Genomic DNA, 14475 nt, shown 5'->3' on the forward strand with positions numbered 1-14475 from the left:
TTACTCGGCAATAATCTGATCAGCCAGATGGCCGACACTGGTAACAAAATAATAAGAGCGGTTCCAGTGCATCAGGCTTTTATAGTTGTCATAGCCTAAAAAGGCCCGGCCTGCATCGCCATCTGGCAAAATTAATGCTGCCTGCATCTGACGCTCAGGCAACGCTGTGCCATTTAAGCGCCGGACACCTAATTCATTCCATTTGGCCAGACTGCGGGCCGAATCATTCCAGCGGCCTAACCAGGCACTGCGCGCCAGGCTGCCGCGCTGGATCGCCAGGCTGGTGTCAAACCCTTCGGGCAATATTACTTCCCTGCCCCAGGTAATGCTGTTATCCCAGTCCTGGTTTTTCAGATAATTGGCAATAGAGGCAAACACATCCAGCTGATTGGTCCAGATGTCTTTTTTGCCGTCACCATCACCGTCCTGAGCATAGGCTAAAAATGAGCTTGGCATAAACTGGCTCTGCCCCATCGCGCCGGCCCAGGACCCTTTCATATCGGCAAAGCTGATATGGCCCTCGGCCAGAATATCCAGTGCATTAAAAAACTCCTGCCGGAAAAACGTTTCGCGCCGGCCATCATAAGCCAGCGTGGCTAACGCCGATGGAATAGAATAAGTGCCCATAAAGCGGCCAAAACTGCTCTCCAGCCCCCAGAGGGCGACGATAAAGCGCGGCTGCACGCCATATTTCTCACCTATTTTTTCCAGCTGTGGCAGATATTGCTGATAAAAACCACGGGCCATCGTGATCCTGATCTCGCTTACCCGCTTCGGTAAGTAAGTGCTGAGTGTTTCCACAACTTCAGGCTGGCTCTGATCGGCTTTTACCACCCGCTCGTGAAAAGTTAACGAGCTGAATACGTCATCAAGCAGCGCCTTGTCATAGCCTTTCTGCTCAGCTTCCTGACGCAGGGCAGCGGTATATTGCTCAAAGCTTGGTTTTGCCGGTTGTTCAGCCGCCGCGGTTTCAGGCTGGCTAGTGGTTTCAGACTGATTAGTGGTTTGACTGGTAGCAGCGAAACTGCCGCCAGCCGTTAGCAGACCGCTAGCTATTAATACAGGTAAGCCAATGTGTTTTAGCGCTAATTTTAATTTCATATTAACCTTTTTCTGTCTGGATACTGGCTTTATGCTGAGCCAGCAGGTTTTCAGGTGGAGGTGGTAATTGCAAATAAAACCCCTGCTCACTAAGCGCAGTTCGTAACTTATGAATATCCACCAGGGCTAAATGTTCCCGCTTTGCCAGATTAAATACCGTCACCAGCTGCGGTTTACCAAATGTGGTCAGCAAAGCAGCCGGTACCGGGCCAAAATCATCACGGCGTTCAACATACAGGTAAGTGCCCTCTTTACGTGGGCTTTTATAAACAACACATAACATCAATAAAAGGTCTTCGCTACCTTGCCTAACAGAGGGCGAAACTATAACATGAAGCACAGGTAATGCGCACTGGCTCAACGGCCAGGCGCATAAATAATACTGCTTATCGCAGTGATAAAAATAACGCGTGCGCCGATAGTTTTATGTCTGATAATTCGTTAGAGCTGAAAGGAAGTTTATTTCCCATGTCAGTGTTGCATTGTGCTGATTTAAGCGCAGCAACCTTGCAGCAATTGTTAAGCGCCAAGCTGGCGCAAGCGCCTGCTTTTTTTTTGCAGGCTCCAATTGTGCTCAACCTGAGCAATGTTAACCAGATCCCTGACTTTACTGCCTTGAAAAACCTGTTTGTCGAGCTGAAACTGGTGCTGGTTGGCGTAACCGCCGCCAATCCGGAGCAGAAAACAGCCGCGCATGCTGCGGGCCTGGCAGTACTGCAAGCAGGCAAAGCGAATGGTAAAAGCCAGACATCCGCCGCCCCCCTGCAACCTGCCACACTAAGCACAACTGACGTTACTGATAACGCGAAGGTTAGTAATACCAGCACCACTGTACCTGCATCGGTAACAATGGACAGTAAAGTAGTGGAGCAAACTGTGCGCTCAGGCCAGCAAATCTATGCCAAAGGCACCGATCTCATCGTTAAAGGGGCTGTTGGCGCCGGCGCCGAAGTGATTGCCGATGGCAATATTCATATTTATGGTTCGCTTAGAGGCAAGGCTATCGCCGGCGCCAACGGCGATACCAGTAAGCGTATTTATTGTTATAACCTGCAGGCAGAACTGGTGTCTATTGCTGGAAACTACTGGCTCAGCGACAGTTTGCAGGACAAATTTTGGGGCAAATCAGCCTGCATTAAGATGCAGGACGATAGCTTAGTCATCACTGAATTAGTGTAAGGATCGTCACTATGGCAAAAATTATTGTGGTTACATCGGGCAAAGGCGGTGTTGGCAAAACCACATCCAGTGCGGCTATTGGTACCGGCCTGGCGCTGGCTGGCCATAAAACCGTTATTGTCGATTTTGATATCGGCTTGCGTAACCTTGATTTAATTATGGGCTGTGAGCGCCGGGTGGTATATGACTTCGTTAATGTGATCAACGGCGAAGCCAATTTAAAGCAAACTCTGATTAAAGATAAACGTACTGATAACCTGTTTATTTTACCGGCCTCGCAAACCCGCGATAAAGATGCGCTTACCCGTGACGGTGTTGAAAAAGTACTAAACGAGCTGGCGAAAGACTTCGACTTTATTATCTGTGACTCACCAGCCGGTATTGAATCCGGCGCCATGATGGCGTTGTATTTTGCCGACGAGGCCGTAGTGGTGACTAACCCGGAAGTCTCGTCAGTGCGCGATTCAGACCGTATTCTGGGTATGTTATCGAGTAAATCACGCCGTGCCGAACAAGGGCTGGAAGGCATTAAGGAGCATTTACTGCTCACCCGTTATAATCCGGAACGGGTCGAAAAAGGCGAAATGCTCAGCGTTGAAGACGTAAAAGAAATCCTGGCGATTGAGCTGGTGGGGGTGATTCCGGAATCACAGGCCGTGTTAAATGCGTCTAACTCTGGCCAGCCGGTTATCCTGGATAAAGAAAGCGATGCCGGCCAGGCTTATCTCGATACCATAAAGCGCTTACTGGGCGAGCAGGTACCATTCCGTTTTCTGAACGTGGAGAAAAAGGGCTTTATTAAAAGGATTTTTGGAGGTTAACTGATGTCATTACTGGATTATTTTCGCTCAACTAAGAAAAACACCGCCAATACTGCGAAAGAGCGGTTACAAATTATCGTGGCGCACGAGCGCAAGCGACGTAATGGCCCGGATTATCTGCCGCAGTTAGAGCGCGATATTCTGGAAGTTATCCGCAAATATGTCGATATTCCGGCTGATCAAATTGCCGTCTCGCTGGAGCAGCGTGGTGACCAGATCTCGGTACTGGAGCTTAACGTCACCTTCCCGGATGATAAGCGCTAAGCGTCGGACGACGCATTGAGAAAAGCCCGCGCAACGCGGGTTTTTTTATGTTTTTACTCTTCCATTAAGCTGCCAGCTCTGGCTTACCCCATCAGTTTTACCGCCACCTCATTTCGTTACCCACTTGCAAACTAATACAACATAGCCTATTTTAGACCAATCAGTCTAAATAAAGTAAAACCAGTAAGGCTACTTATGGACAGTCTAAAACGCGGTCGCGGCAGGCCAAAAACATGCACAGACGCGCCCACTGACACTAAAGCTGTGTTGCTTCGGGCCGGTTTAAAGTGGTTAACAACCTCGGGTTTTAATCAAAGCAGTCTTGATAGCATTTTGCGCTCAGTCCGGATCCCTAAAGGCTCTTTCTATCATCACTTTGATAACAAGGAAGACTTTGGTTTGCAGGTGCTTCAGGAATATCGGCAGTATTTTGAAACTAAGTTAGACCGTAGTCTTGCGGATGACAGCGTGGCGCCGCTGCAGCGGTTAAATAATTTTATGACGGATGCCAGCGCAAGTATGGCCAGATACGACTACAACCGCGGCTGTCTTATTGGCAATTTAGAAGGTGAGGTAACAAAGTTACCCACGGCTTTTCGCCAGGCCATTATGGATACTTATACAAGCTGGCAAAACAAGGTTGCCGCTTGTTTGCGCGAGGCGCATACAAGCGGCGAAATAACTGCCGACAAAGAGTGTAAATACCTGGCAGAAGTATTCTGGATAGGCTGGGAGGGTGCCGTATCACGTGCCCGCTTACTGAGCTCTGACTTACCGCTGCGCCAGTTTGGCCAGTTTTTTCTGCAGCAGCTGCAAAGCTGATTTTAACATTACATCCAAGCAAGCCATTTCAACGGAGAAATATATGTTTAAAGCCATTCTGATTAATAAAGACGAACAAGGGTATCGCTCAGTATTAAGCGACGTGGACGAACAACAACTGCCTGTGGCTGATGTTACTGTTAAAGTAATCGCCAGTACCATTAATTATAAAGACGCCCTGGCGATAACGGGTAAGGCCCCGGTGGTGCGTAGCTTCCCGCTGGTGCCGGGCATTGATCTGGTGGGTGAAGTGCTGCAATCTGACTCCGATCGTTTTAATGTGGGTGATAAGGTACTGCTAAATGGCTTTGGCGTAGGCGAAGGGCATTGGGGCGGCCTGGCAGAGAAAGCCTGCCTGAAAAGCGACTGGCTGATCCCACTGCCAGCCGGCATAACCCCGGAACAGGCCATGGCGGTAGGTACGGCAGGTTACACCGCCATGCTGTGTGTATTAGCACTGCAAAAGCATGGCATTACGCCAGCGCATGGTGAAATACTGGTAACCGGAGCGAATGGTGGCGTAGGCAGCTATGCTGTGCGTATATTAAGTAAGTTGGGTTACCAGGTAGTAGCGGCAACAGGCCGACCAGAGGAAAGCAACTACCTGAAAAAAATAGGCGCAGTGGATATTTTACCTCGCTCACAGTTCAGTGAGCCCGGCAAACCACTGCAAAAAGAGCGCTGGGCCGGTGTGGTAGATTGTGTGGGGAGCCACACCCTGGCTAATGCCTGTGCCAGCACCCGCTATGGCGGTGCCGTTGCGGCATGTGGTTTGGCTCAGGGTATGGATTTTCCGTCATCTGTTGCCCCATTTATCCTGCGCGGAGTGACGTTATATGGTATTGATAGCGTGATGCGGCCATTAGCTGATCGGGTGCAGGCATGGCAGCGCCTGAGTGACATACTCAGCCCGGAAGACTTTGACACTATCAGCCACGTTATTTCGTTAGATGAGGTAATAGATACCGCCTCTGCGTTATTAGAGGGAAAACTACAGGGCCGGGTCATCGTAAAAATCTGATTATTGTATTTACCCCGCTTCAGCCATAATAAAGCCCGCAATTGCGGGCTTTAGTGTTACTACTTAATCAGAACCGTTTATTCAGAACCGTGAAAGTGGTGTATTTGTTTGCAGCTTACTCAGCAACAAAACCATCCATTACTGTTAAACCTACCCCCATTAAGCCAGCACCATCGCGGGCAATAGCGGTGTAAATTTTATTGGCCTCCAGCATCAGGGCACCGGTTTCAATGGCAGCGGTTTTGGTACCTGTTGGGGTTACCGTTACAAAGTACTCACCCGCGGCCAGCGGCACATAACCCGTTTCAGCTTTAAAGGCTACATCACTGAAAGCCGGCATAGCGTCGCTGATATCACCATCGGCAGTAACATATATATCAACATTACCGGCCAGAGTAGAACCATGGATAATCCGAACCCGGGCTTCAGTGGCTACAGTACGGGTATTGTCGATCAGAATTAGTGGCTCAATCGCAAAGTCGTCAGCATCGCTTAATGAGCCTACAGCCAGCACTGTATAAAACGCGCCTGCATCCAGGGTTACATCAGCATCAATCACTGCGGTTTCGGTATTGGCTACTGTAACTTTTACATTGTAATCACCTGGTGCCGGAGTCACATAGCCGGTGAAATCAGGGAAAGCTAAGTCTGATACCAGTGGCTCGGTGAAGTTATCGTTTACCACGACATCAACCGCCGGTGCGTCAGACACATTGTGCACCACCCGCAGTGATGAGGTTGAACTATCGTCCAGAATAGGTAGTACCTCGCCTTCAGGTGTAACCGCAATAAGCGATACCGGTGATGCACCTGAGTACTCGCTGTTGATAGCCGCTACAACTAAATCAGTACCTCCAGCCAGCTCCAGGGTGTTGCTGTCAAATACCACGGTGTCAGTACCGGGTAAGGTGATCCGCACCCGGTAATCGCCGGCCGGCACATCCAGTGCGTCGGTAAATTCAGTAAAGGCCAGTGTGGTAAGCGGCGCACCCAGCTCTGCGTCTGGCGCAGTGACATGAATATCTACCGCAGGGGCAGTAGACGCTGCATGCACAACCTGCAACCGGACGTTGCCATCAGCCAGCTCAGCCACATCTGAGGTGACTACCAATGGCGCCAGGGTTTCATCGGCCACCAGGCCAACGGCAAAGACTTTGTAGTTGGTTGCTTCGGCAAGGGCCAGTTCAGGCACATCTATCACTGTCGCAGTATTACCTTCACCCGGCAATATTGCGTCGACCGCGACTGCATAATCAGCTGGCGGCAAACTGAAATTCTCCGAGCTGTTACCATAGGCCAGATTTTCAATAACGACATCGCCGTTAACACTGACATTGACAGCTGGCGCATCAAATGAGGCATGCACTACCCGTAAGGTGGCATCCACTACTGGCGGCGATGGCGGCGGAACCGGCGTTGGCAATTCTGAATCACTGTCAAAACAACCCGCAAGTGATAAAGTTAAAACAGCCGGTACGGCAAATTTTAGTATTCCTTTCATGGTTATTACCCTTCAGTTAATAGTTGCGTAAGGGTTACGCCATTAAAAACTGAAAAGGATCAGATTTTTTTATTGCAAATTTTTATCTGAATTAACCAAATTTTTCTACTGATCTGATTTATTAGCAACAACGTTTAAACAAGATTTTTGATCTACGGCTGTACGTGTAACGGTACCGGCAACTTTGGCAACAGCAGCTGCCGGCGCCAGCCCGTTAAGTATTCGGGTACCGGCAGTAACATTCGTTCTTGATCAGTGACCCGCCAACACCAGTTAAAATATTCATGCAGTTGGCGCCGGACCGATAAAAACGCTGCTGGTATAGCGGTTTCAGCAGCGGTTTTTTTGATAGCCTGGGTCAGTTCAGCCAGCGCGGCTTTCTCACCGGGAAAATGCTCAGGATAATAAAATGGCTGTGGACAATTCTCTTGCGGTAATTGCTTTGCCAACTCAATCAGTTCAATCAGGGTTTTGGCATGGCGGCGCAGATCGCGGCCAGTCATCCCGGGGATATTTAATAAACTTTCAACCGAGCCTGGTTTACGCTTTGCCAGATCCAGCATTTGAAAGTCTTTAATCACCAGGCCCAGAGCCAGATCACGACTGGCAGCATACTCCAGCCGCCATGCTACCAACTCGCGCAGCACGGCTAAATCCCGGCTACGCAGTAGGGTGCCATTCTTAATTTCCAGATACTTTAACCGTGCTGGTAACGGATTTGCCCGCCGTTGTTGCAGCTGTTGCCCTTCTGCCAGCAGTAACGGCAACAATGCGGGATCGGTAAACTGTGTCAGCAGATGTTGGTACAGAGGGAGCAGGTAAGTCACATCGTTTGCGGCATACTCCAATTGCTTCTCGGCCAGAGGCCGGGCCAGCCAGTCGGTGCGTGACTCACTTTTGTCCAACACAGCACCGGTTGCCTGCTCAACCAGCCTGGCATAACCAATACTACTACCCAGACCCAGTAGTTCTGCTGCCAGCTGGGTATCAAATAACGGCTGGATATGGTTAATACCAATAGTCGCAAGCGCTTCCAAATCCTCAGTACAGGAGTGCAACGTTTTAACGATGGTTTCATCGGCAAACAATTGAGCCAACGGCTGCCAGTCAGTAATGGTCAGAGGGTCAACCAACGCCAGCTGTTTACCATCAAATAGCTGAATTAAACCCAGTTTGGGATACAACGTACTCTGGCGAATAAACTCAGAATCAACAGCCAGCACACTCTGGCCCGCAGCATTCTGGCAATATTGTGCCAGAGCGCGATTATCAGTGATCAGGTAACTCATTTATCCATCTCATAAAAAACAAAACCGGCTGCTGCCGGTTTTGGGTTAATCACGCAGCTCGCGCCGCAGGATCTTACCAACATTGGTTTTGGGTAACTCGTCCCGGAACTCTACCATTTTTGGAACCTTGTAGCCCGTTAAATGTTGTTTGCAGTGAGTGATCACTTCCTGTTCCGTCAGCGATTTATCTTTCTTCACAATAACTACTTTTACGATTTCTCCCGAGGCTTCGTTCGCCACACCCACGGCAGCCACTTCTAATACTTTTTCATTCATGGCGACAACTTCCTCGATCTCATTCGGAAATACGTTGAAGCCTGAAACAATAATCATGTCTTTTTTACGATCCACAATGAAGAAAAACCCCTCTTCATCCATCGTGGCAATATCACCCGTATACAACCAGCCATCTTTAACGGTTTTAGCTGTTTCTTCAGGGCGGTTTAAATATCCCAACATAACCTGTGGCCCCTGCACCAGCATTTCGCCCGGCTCACCAACAGCGACATCATTACCTTCTTCATCAATTAACCGAATTAACGTTGACGGCGCAGGCAAACCAATACTACCGTTAAAATCGTCTAAATCGAATGGACTCAACGTTACCAGCGGGCAGCATTCGGTTAAACCGTACCCTTCGAGCAAACGGGTTTTCGTGACTTTTTTCCAACGTTCCGCAACGGGTCGTTGCACCGCCATTCCACCACCCAGAGACAATTTTAAGCGACTGAAATCTATCTCAGCAAAACCAGGAGTGTTCAGTAAACCGTTAAACAAGGTATTAACCCCGGTAATAGCGGTAAACGGAAACTTCGCCAGCTCTTTAACAAACGCGGGCATGTCACGCGGGTTCGTGATCAATAAGTTAGTGCCGCCATATTTAAAAAAGGTAAAGAAATTAGCGGTTAATGCGAAGATATGGTACAGCGGCAGCGCGGTAACAACATGCTCTTTGCCCTTGTCTAAAAAGCAATCGAGAAAAGCACTACATTGTTCCAGGTTTGCCACCATATTACGATGCGACAACATGGCACCTTTTGATACACCGGTGGTACCACCGGTGTATTGTAAAAAGGCGATATCGTCACCGATTATATCCGGCTTCTGATATTTTAAATGCTGGCCTTTTTCCAACACGTCATTAAAAGTAATAGTCTTATTCAGGGAGTAAGCCGGAACCAGCTTTTTAATATGTTTTACCACCAGATTGACGATACTGCCTTTCACCAACCCCAACATATCACCCATTTTAGTCAGTATAATATGCTCGAGCCCAACCTGTTTTTCAATTGACGCCAGAGTATGAGCAAAATTTTCAACGATAACAATCGCTTTTGCTTGTGAATCAGACAGCTGGTGTTGTAACTCACGCGGTGTATAAAGGGGGTTAACATTTACAACGGTGCAACCCGCTCGCAGTACACCCATTAACACTATCGGATACTGCAGTAAATTGGGCATCATAATGGCTACTGCATCGCCTTTTTTCAGGCCAAGCTCTTTTTGCAGATAAGCAGCGAAGGCTTTACTTAATTTGTCCAGTTCACGATAGCTAATGCTTTTACCCATATTGATAAATGCTGTTTTATCAGCAAACTGGCTAATGCTCTGGGTGAAGATATCGAGCAGGGAAGGGTAATGATCAGCATCAATTTCTGCGGGCACACCTGACGGGTAACGCTTTAACCAAACTTTATCCACCGTCCACTCCTTTCTTTTAAGGTTATTATTTTATAGTTATAAATAAGGCTACCCGCAATACTTTTTAGTATCTTATTGCCGGGTAATAAGCCTGATATTGAGTATTTACTCTAGCGCTAATCATCCCACAATTGCCCGTCTTGCACAATTAGCTTACTGCAGTTGGCGCCAATCAACATCAATTAGCCGGTTTAATAAACTTCAACGTCATTCTGTCGCTCTCACCAATGGCCTGATAAAGCTCCCGGTCATAATTACCCAGTGCCAGAGTTGGTGGCAGGGTATATACCCCTTTAGGATGGTCTTTAGTATCAAGTAAATTTGCATTAATTTCGCTGCGCTCAGCCAGCTCAAAGCCAACTTGCTCAGCTGCTGCAATAACATAAGCTTCGTCCAGATACCCCTCCACCGCCACACTGGTGGTGTCTGACAACGTTGCTGCACGGTGTTCAACCAAGCCCAGCACGCCACCGGGTTTAATCAGGTCATACAAGGTTTGTAAGGTAGCAGATAAGTGCCCTCTTTCATCCCAGATATGAGCATTACGAAACGACAGCACCATATCAAATTGGCCGGGGGCTAATGCAGGCTCAAAATAGGGAGGTTCGAATTCTACTTGATTTACCACACCAAAATATTGTTGCTGTTCAGAAATCCGCTCAGAGAGTCCGGCACTTAAGCGCGCCCAGAATTTTGCTCTCTCGTCCTTCAACGTACCATCATCACGACTAAACTGAGCAATAGTGAATTGCCCCTGCTCTTTCAAATAGGGTGCCAGTATTTCGGTATACCAGCCCCGACCTGGCCACACTTCAAGCACTGACATTTGAGGTGTTAATCCGAAAAAATGCAGGGTATCAGCAGGATGTCTATATTGATTACGGGCTATATGCTCTGAACTGCGCTCACTATGCAGCGCCAGTTCACTTAATTTTTGCCGCGGATCAGCTTCAGTTGCCTGTGTTTGCGCTGCCAGGCTAAATGCGATTGTCAGTACTACTGTCAGTACTATGTTTATTATTATTTTTTTCATAGCTTCCTTTTACCACTATTCAGCTTGCTATACATCACACTCGTTGGACCACAATACTACGTATTCGTTCTAAGATAGCCTGCCATGACGAAAATTGTCCAGCAAAACACCTATTTGACAGTCTTAAAGTAAAATGATGTTTGCCTGTCGCAAGGCACTTGGTCAACGTACACTGTTGCCGTACACTCTGCTTAATATCGAACACGATAAAGGTTTATACCATGCGTTCAGTCTTTTTATCTCTTGCGTTAACAAGTTTATTGCCGGTGATTGCCATTGCCGCACCGAAAAACATTATTTATATGATTGGCGATGGTATGGGACCGTCATATGTTGCAGCGTACCGTTATTACCAGCATCAACCTGACCAGACAAAGGTTGCCAATACGGTTTTTGACGATTTGCTGACTGGCATGGCCAGCACTTACCCGGATGACGATACTCTGGTAACCGATTCGGCGGCAGGCGCAACGGCCCTGGCTACGGGAGTGAAAAGCTATAATGGTGCGATATCTGTTAACCGGCAACATATACCTATTGGCACCATGATGCAGTTGGCAAAAAGACTGGGTAAAACCAATGGCATTGTTGCCAGCTCACAGGTGAATCATGCCACCCCAGCCTCATTTCTGGCGCACAGTAATAGTCGGCGCAATATGAACGATATTGCCGATATGTATCTGGATTACCGGATTGACGGCAAGCCCGTCGCTGATTTGATTATTGGCGGTGGCAGTAAATATTTTGCGCGGCAAGATCGAAACTTAATCGAGGGTTTTAGCGCGCTCGGTTATCAGTACACTGATAACTTTCTTCAGCTTGACAGTATAACCCGATTACCCGCGCTTGCTTTGCTTTCTGAAGATGCCCTGCCTGCAGCGCTTAACTCTGAGGTGGTTAACATGCTGGCCACCCTAACCGATAAAGCGTTGCAGCTATTGTCAGGCGCAGATAATGGCTTCGTGTTAATGATTGAAGGCAGCCAGATCGACTGGTGCGGCCACGACAATGACATTGCCTGTGCCATGGCAGAAATGCACGATTTCGCTCAGGCCATTCAGGTTGCCAGGGCCTATGTCGATGCCAATCCTGATACGCTACTCATTATCACGGCTGATCATGAAACCGGCGGCTTGTCTTTGGGTGCCAATGGGGTTTATCAATGGCGTACTGAGGTCATCCGAAAAGTTAAAGCCACGGGCCGGGCCATCGCACAGCAGCTGCGAAAACTCGAAAACCAGCAGGACATCAGCAAACGTTTTACCGAGCTAACGGGACTTAGTTTGAATAAAGCACAACTGCATTTGCTGCTGACGGCGCTTAAAAATGAAGACGAAAAAATTGGCCTAGGCCAGATAGTGCAGTTTATCAGTGAAGCATCATTGACCGGATGGACCAGCGGCGGCCATACCGCCGCCGATGTCCCGGTAATGGCCTATGGCAAAAATGCCAGCGAATTTAATGGCTTTATGGATAATACTGCTATTGCCAAAAAACTTATTCAGTATATCCAGCAGACTCAGCCCCATTAGCCAGCTCGCCAACCCGGTCAGCAGACGTGGCCGGGTTACTCTGCTGCCAGTAGCTGGCGCCGTAATTTTGGTGCCGTGGTCTCAGGATGAAGCCAGATGTCAAAAAATGCCGGCGCAAATGCAGTGTCCTCTACCACCCCGATATCGGTGCCATTAAAATAAAATCGAACCTGCCCCTGTTCAGTCAGCAGCGCTGCCAGCCGGTCTCCATCAGCAACGTCACGCCATAATTCATTCAGAGTAGCCGCCCAAGATTGCTGTTGTTGCTCCGTGCTGTGACCAAGCTCCTGCCATTGATCTACGGTGGCTTCTATAAACTCTTTCTTACTGATATCCCGCTTGTATGTCAGTTCCAGCATCAATGGCCGGCTTTGCTGATAATCACTGAAAGTACCATCTGTACTGGCCAGCCTGGCATCGTAAAGCTGCCAGAATAAATAGCGATAACTGCCCTCACCTATCGTTTTCAGATCTGGTGTGGCTACCACCAGGGTACTGAAACCCAGCGCCAGTAAACTAACTAATACCTTGTGCATAAAACCTCCTGCTATAGCCCAATGCCACCCCAAGGGAACCCCATACCAGCACCAGCACCACAAACGACCAATGAGCCAGTGGGAACTGTAACACCCCGCCACTGAGTGCCGCACCACCAAGGTAAGATAGTGGCCCTCCGGTGGCGCCCAGAATAAAGCCCAGCCACCACGGCCGTAAAAAACCTGCCATGGTTTCTACTGCTGCCAGGGCGAACAACACCCAAATCAACATAAACCAGACGGGTAATAATGTGTTGCCACTGAACGAAATAACATTCATCGTCATTAATAGGGTGTCTGTTGCCACACCCGCCAGGCCAATAAACAGCACCGCCATCCTGGCTCGCACCGGCAGGCAATAGATGCCATACATTCCGTAAGCAATGGCCGGAACGATAGCCAAACTCTGAAAATATACCAGTGCCAGCCATGCCAGCTCGAAACCAACAATGGAACGCCAGTGAATACCCTTAGGCGGGCTTAAATATCCGGTAGCCAATTGTGAAGAGCTGACATTACTCATTGCTGTTTCATCTTACTGGCAACTTTATTGCGCAGATTGTATGGCAGTAATCCCAGCGTTTTTAACAGAAAACTCAAGCGACGGGGAAAGCGTAACCGTGTTTTTTTATTGTTAATACCATTGAAAATGCGCTTGGCCGCATCCTCTGGTGCCATCAAAAACGGCATATCAAATTCGTTCTTGCGGGTAAGCGGGGTGTCGATAAAGCCTGGTTCAATTAAGCAGACGTTGATATCGGTATCTGTTAGATCAACCCGTAAACTTTCGGCAAAATAAGCTACCGCCGCTTTACTGGCGCCGTAAGCCTCGGCGCGGGTAAAAGGGAAGAAATGAGACATCGAACTGACAATAGCAAGGGTTGGTTGACTGCCTTTATTTAGCAGTGGCAGCAGATAGCGGGTGCAGGCAACCACTCCCTGCACATTGACCGCAAAGGTACGTTCAAATGCTGCCAGATCAAGATCTGCCACTTCGACATATTCACAGGTACCGGCATTTAGAATTACCGCATCTAATTTTTGGCCGGCCGGTAATCCAGCCGTCCAGTTTGCCAGCGCAACGCTGTCGGTAACGTCTAAACTTACCGGCTTAATGTGGCTGTTACCTTTAGCCAGTTCAGCTAATTTGTCGGTCGAGCGCGCAACTGCATATACTTGCCAGCCATTGGCGGCATAATGCAGCGCGGTTGCTTTTCCCATACCAGAACTGGCACCGGTTATCAGACATGTTTTAGCCATAATACATCCTTATAAGATCGCTGCATGGCAGCAGATAACAAAGTAGTTATAAGAGAGGTACGGCGCGATAGCGCGACTGGATTGGCTCAGGCGTAAAGATCTACACCTAGTAATGACTGAACCTCGGCGCGGCGCTGCTCATTCTGCTGGCTTTGATAAGCCGCAACAGCTTGCTGGCCGCGACTGGAATTAGCGTTTTGAAAATTGTTTTGCTTAGCTCTTTGTTCATTATCAAGCAGGTTAATCGCTTGCTGACTGGCTCTGATACCGTCACCCTGCGGCGTAACTACACGCTTTTCTTCCAGCAAGGGTGCACGACGCTGCTCTGTGCCAGCAAACACACTGGCAACATTGGCTGGAGCATTCAGGCTTTGATTAACAGTCAGGCTCATAACTTCTTCATAGTAAGCAAACT

Annotated in this window: 16 protein-coding genes; 6 read left to right on the forward strand and 10 right to left on the reverse strand. The window is 48.5% G+C overall.

Features of this window, described 5'->3' with window-relative positions:
- The gene (locus B2Q61_RS02325; protein ID WP_290621149.1) at positions 1-1101 is read right to left on the reverse strand and encodes a lytic murein transglycosylase; all 1101 of its coding nucleotides are present in this window, start codon (positions 1099-1101) and stop codon (positions 1-3) included.
- Between the two features lies 1 nt (position 1102).
- Positions 1103-1384, reverse strand: coding sequence for a YcgL domain-containing protein (locus B2Q61_RS02330; RefSeq protein ID WP_290621177.1), 282 nt, complete (start codon positions 1382-1384; stop codon positions 1103-1105).
- A gap of 143 nt (positions 1385-1527) precedes the next feature.
- On the opposite strand from B2Q61_RS02330, the gene minC reads away from it, so the two are divergent.
- The 5 genes from minC to B2Q61_RS02355 all read left to right on the forward strand — a co-directional run bounded on the left by minC (position 1528) and on the right by B2Q61_RS02355 (position 5208).
- Complete coding sequence (gene minC, locus B2Q61_RS02335; RefSeq protein WP_290621148.1) at positions 1528-2280, forward strand: septum site-determining protein MinC; 753 nt, start codon at positions 1528-1530, stop codon at positions 2278-2280.
- A gap of 11 nt (positions 2281-2291) precedes the next feature.
- Complete coding sequence (gene minD / locus B2Q61_RS02340) at positions 2292-3101, forward strand: septum site-determining protein MinD (protein ID WP_290621147.1); 810 nt, start codon at positions 2292-2294, stop codon at positions 3099-3101.
- A gap of 3 nt (positions 3102-3104) precedes the next feature.
- Positions 3105-3365: a cell division topological specificity factor MinE gene (minE, locus tag B2Q61_RS02345; RefSeq protein ID WP_097110232.1), complete on the forward strand. Its 261-nt coding sequence runs from the start codon at positions 3105-3107 to the stop codon at positions 3363-3365.
- A gap of 195 nt (positions 3366-3560) precedes the next feature.
- Entirely contained in the window at positions 3561-4187 is a 627-nt protein-coding gene (locus B2Q61_RS02350) for a TetR/AcrR family transcriptional regulator (RefSeq protein WP_290621146.1), read from the forward strand.
- 43 nt (positions 4188-4230) lie between these two features.
- A complete protein-coding gene (locus B2Q61_RS02355) occupies positions 4231-5208 on the forward strand; it encodes an MDR family oxidoreductase (protein ID WP_290621145.1) in 978 nt (325 codons plus the stop codon).
- 115 nt (positions 5209-5323) lie between these two features.
- Here the strand turns inward: B2Q61_RS02355 and B2Q61_RS02360 are convergent, their stop codons facing one another.
- The 4 genes from B2Q61_RS02360 to B2Q61_RS02375 all read right to left on the reverse strand — a co-directional run bounded on the left by B2Q61_RS02360 (position 5324) and on the right by B2Q61_RS02375 (position 10732).
- Complete coding sequence (locus tag B2Q61_RS02360; protein ID WP_290621144.1) at positions 5324-6709, reverse strand: DUF4397 domain-containing protein; 1386 nt, start codon at positions 6707-6709, stop codon at positions 5324-5326.
- A 152-nt stretch (positions 6710-6861) separates the two neighbouring features.
- Positions 6862-7998, reverse strand: coding sequence for a ribonuclease D (gene rnd, locus B2Q61_RS02365; RefSeq protein WP_290621143.1), 1137 nt, complete (start codon positions 7996-7998; stop codon positions 6862-6864).
- Positions 7999-8043: 45 nt separating this feature from the next.
- Positions 8044-9699 (reverse strand): long-chain-fatty-acid--CoA ligase FadD, encoded by a 1656-nt coding sequence (gene fadD, locus B2Q61_RS02370; RefSeq protein WP_290621142.1) that lies wholly within the window; start codon positions 9697-9699, stop codon positions 8044-8046.
- Between the two features lie 178 nt (positions 9700-9877).
- The gene (locus tag B2Q61_RS02375; RefSeq protein WP_290621141.1) at positions 9878-10732 is read right to left on the reverse strand and encodes a class I SAM-dependent methyltransferase; all 855 of its coding nucleotides are present in this window, start codon (positions 10730-10732) and stop codon (positions 9878-9880) included.
- Positions 10733-10953: 221 nt separating this feature from the next.
- Between B2Q61_RS02375 and B2Q61_RS02380 the strand changes: the two genes are divergently transcribed.
- A complete protein-coding gene (locus B2Q61_RS02380) occupies positions 10954-12264 on the forward strand; it encodes an alkaline phosphatase (protein ID WP_290621140.1) in 1311 nt (436 codons plus the stop codon).
- Positions 12265-12299: 35 nt separating this feature from the next.
- On the opposite strand, the gene B2Q61_RS02385 is transcribed toward B2Q61_RS02380, so the two are convergent.
- From B2Q61_RS02385 to B2Q61_RS02400, 4 genes are all read right to left on the reverse strand, one after another.
- The gene (locus tag B2Q61_RS02385) at positions 12300-12800 is read right to left on the reverse strand and encodes a chalcone isomerase family protein (RefSeq protein WP_290621139.1); all 501 of its coding nucleotides are present in this window, start codon (positions 12798-12800) and stop codon (positions 12300-12302) included.
- The gene (locus tag B2Q61_RS02390) at positions 12781-13323 is read right to left on the reverse strand and encodes a DUF2878 domain-containing protein (protein WP_290621138.1); all 543 of its coding nucleotides are present in this window, start codon (positions 13321-13323) and stop codon (positions 12781-12783) included. Before B2Q61_RS02390 ends, B2Q61_RS02385 begins: the two co-directional genes overlap by 20 nt.
- Positions 13320-14060, reverse strand: coding sequence for an SDR family NAD(P)-dependent oxidoreductase (locus B2Q61_RS02395; protein WP_290621137.1), 741 nt, complete (start codon positions 14058-14060; stop codon positions 13320-13322). The genes B2Q61_RS02390 and B2Q61_RS02395 overlap by 4 nt, the downstream gene beginning before the upstream one ends.
- Before the next feature lie 86 nt (positions 14061-14146).
- A complete protein-coding gene (locus B2Q61_RS02400; protein ID WP_290621136.1) occupies positions 14147-14452 on the reverse strand; it encodes a hypothetical protein in 306 nt (101 codons plus the stop codon).
- Between the last annotated feature and the right edge of the window lie 23 nt (positions 14453-14475).

Source organism: Arsukibacterium sp. UBA5043 (genome assembly GCA_002415085.1).
GTDB lineage: Bacteria > Pseudomonadota > Gammaproteobacteria > Enterobacterales > Alteromonadaceae > Alishewanella.

Excerpts from the sequence above, each read along its gene's own strand:
- B2Q61_RS02390 (WP_290621138.1), bottom strand. The coding sequence starts at position 13,323 with ATGAGTAATGTCAGCTCTTCACAATTGGCTACCGGATATTTAAGCCCG.
- B2Q61_RS02395 (WP_290621137.1), bottom strand. The coding sequence starts at position 14,060 with ATGGCTAAAACATGTCTGATAACCGGTGCCAGTTCTGGTATGGGAAAA.
- rnd (WP_290621143.1), bottom strand. The coding sequence starts at position 7,998 with ATGAGTTACCTGATCACTGATAATCGCGCTCTGGCACAATATTGCCAG.
- B2Q61_RS02380 (WP_290621140.1), top strand. The coding sequence starts at position 10,954 with ATGCGTTCAGTCTTTTTATCTCTTGCGTTAACAAGTTTATTGCCGGTG.
- B2Q61_RS02360 (WP_290621144.1), bottom strand. The coding sequence starts at position 6,709 with ATGAAAGGAATACTAAAATTTGCCGTACCGGCTGTTTTAACTTTATCA.
- minE (WP_097110232.1), top strand. The coding sequence starts at position 3,105 with ATGTCATTACTGGATTATTTTCGCTCAACTAAGAAAAACACCGCCAAT.
- B2Q61_RS02330 (WP_290621177.1), bottom strand. The coding sequence starts at position 1,384 with ATGTTATGTGTTGTTTATAAAAGCCCACGTAAAGAGGGCACTTACCTG.
- B2Q61_RS02355 (WP_290621145.1), top strand. The coding sequence starts at position 4,231 with ATGTTTAAAGCCATTCTGATTAATAAAGACGAACAAGGGTATCGCTCA.
- minD (WP_290621147.1), top strand. The coding sequence starts at position 2,292 with ATGGCAAAAATTATTGTGGTTACATCGGGCAAAGGCGGTGTTGGCAAA.
- B2Q61_RS02350 (WP_290621146.1), top strand. The coding sequence starts at position 3,561 with ATGGACAGTCTAAAACGCGGTCGCGGCAGGCCAAAAACATGCACAGAC.
- B2Q61_RS02385 (WP_290621139.1), bottom strand. The coding sequence starts at position 12,800 with ATGCACAAGGTATTAGTTAGTTTACTGGCGCTGGGTTTCAGTACCCTG.
- minC (WP_290621148.1), top strand. The coding sequence starts at position 1,528 with ATGTCTGATAATTCGTTAGAGCTGAAAGGAAGTTTATTTCCCATGTCA.
- B2Q61_RS02325 (WP_290621149.1), bottom strand. The coding sequence starts at position 1,101 with ATGAAATTAAAATTAGCGCTAAAACACATTGGCTTACCTGTATTAATA.
- B2Q61_RS02400 (WP_290621136.1), bottom strand. The coding sequence starts at position 14,452 with ATGAGCCTGACTGTTAATCAAAGCCTGAATGCTCCAGCCAATGTTGCC.
- B2Q61_RS02375 (WP_290621141.1), bottom strand. The coding sequence starts at position 10,732 with ATGAAAAAAATAATAATAAACATAGTACTGACAGTAGTACTGACAATC.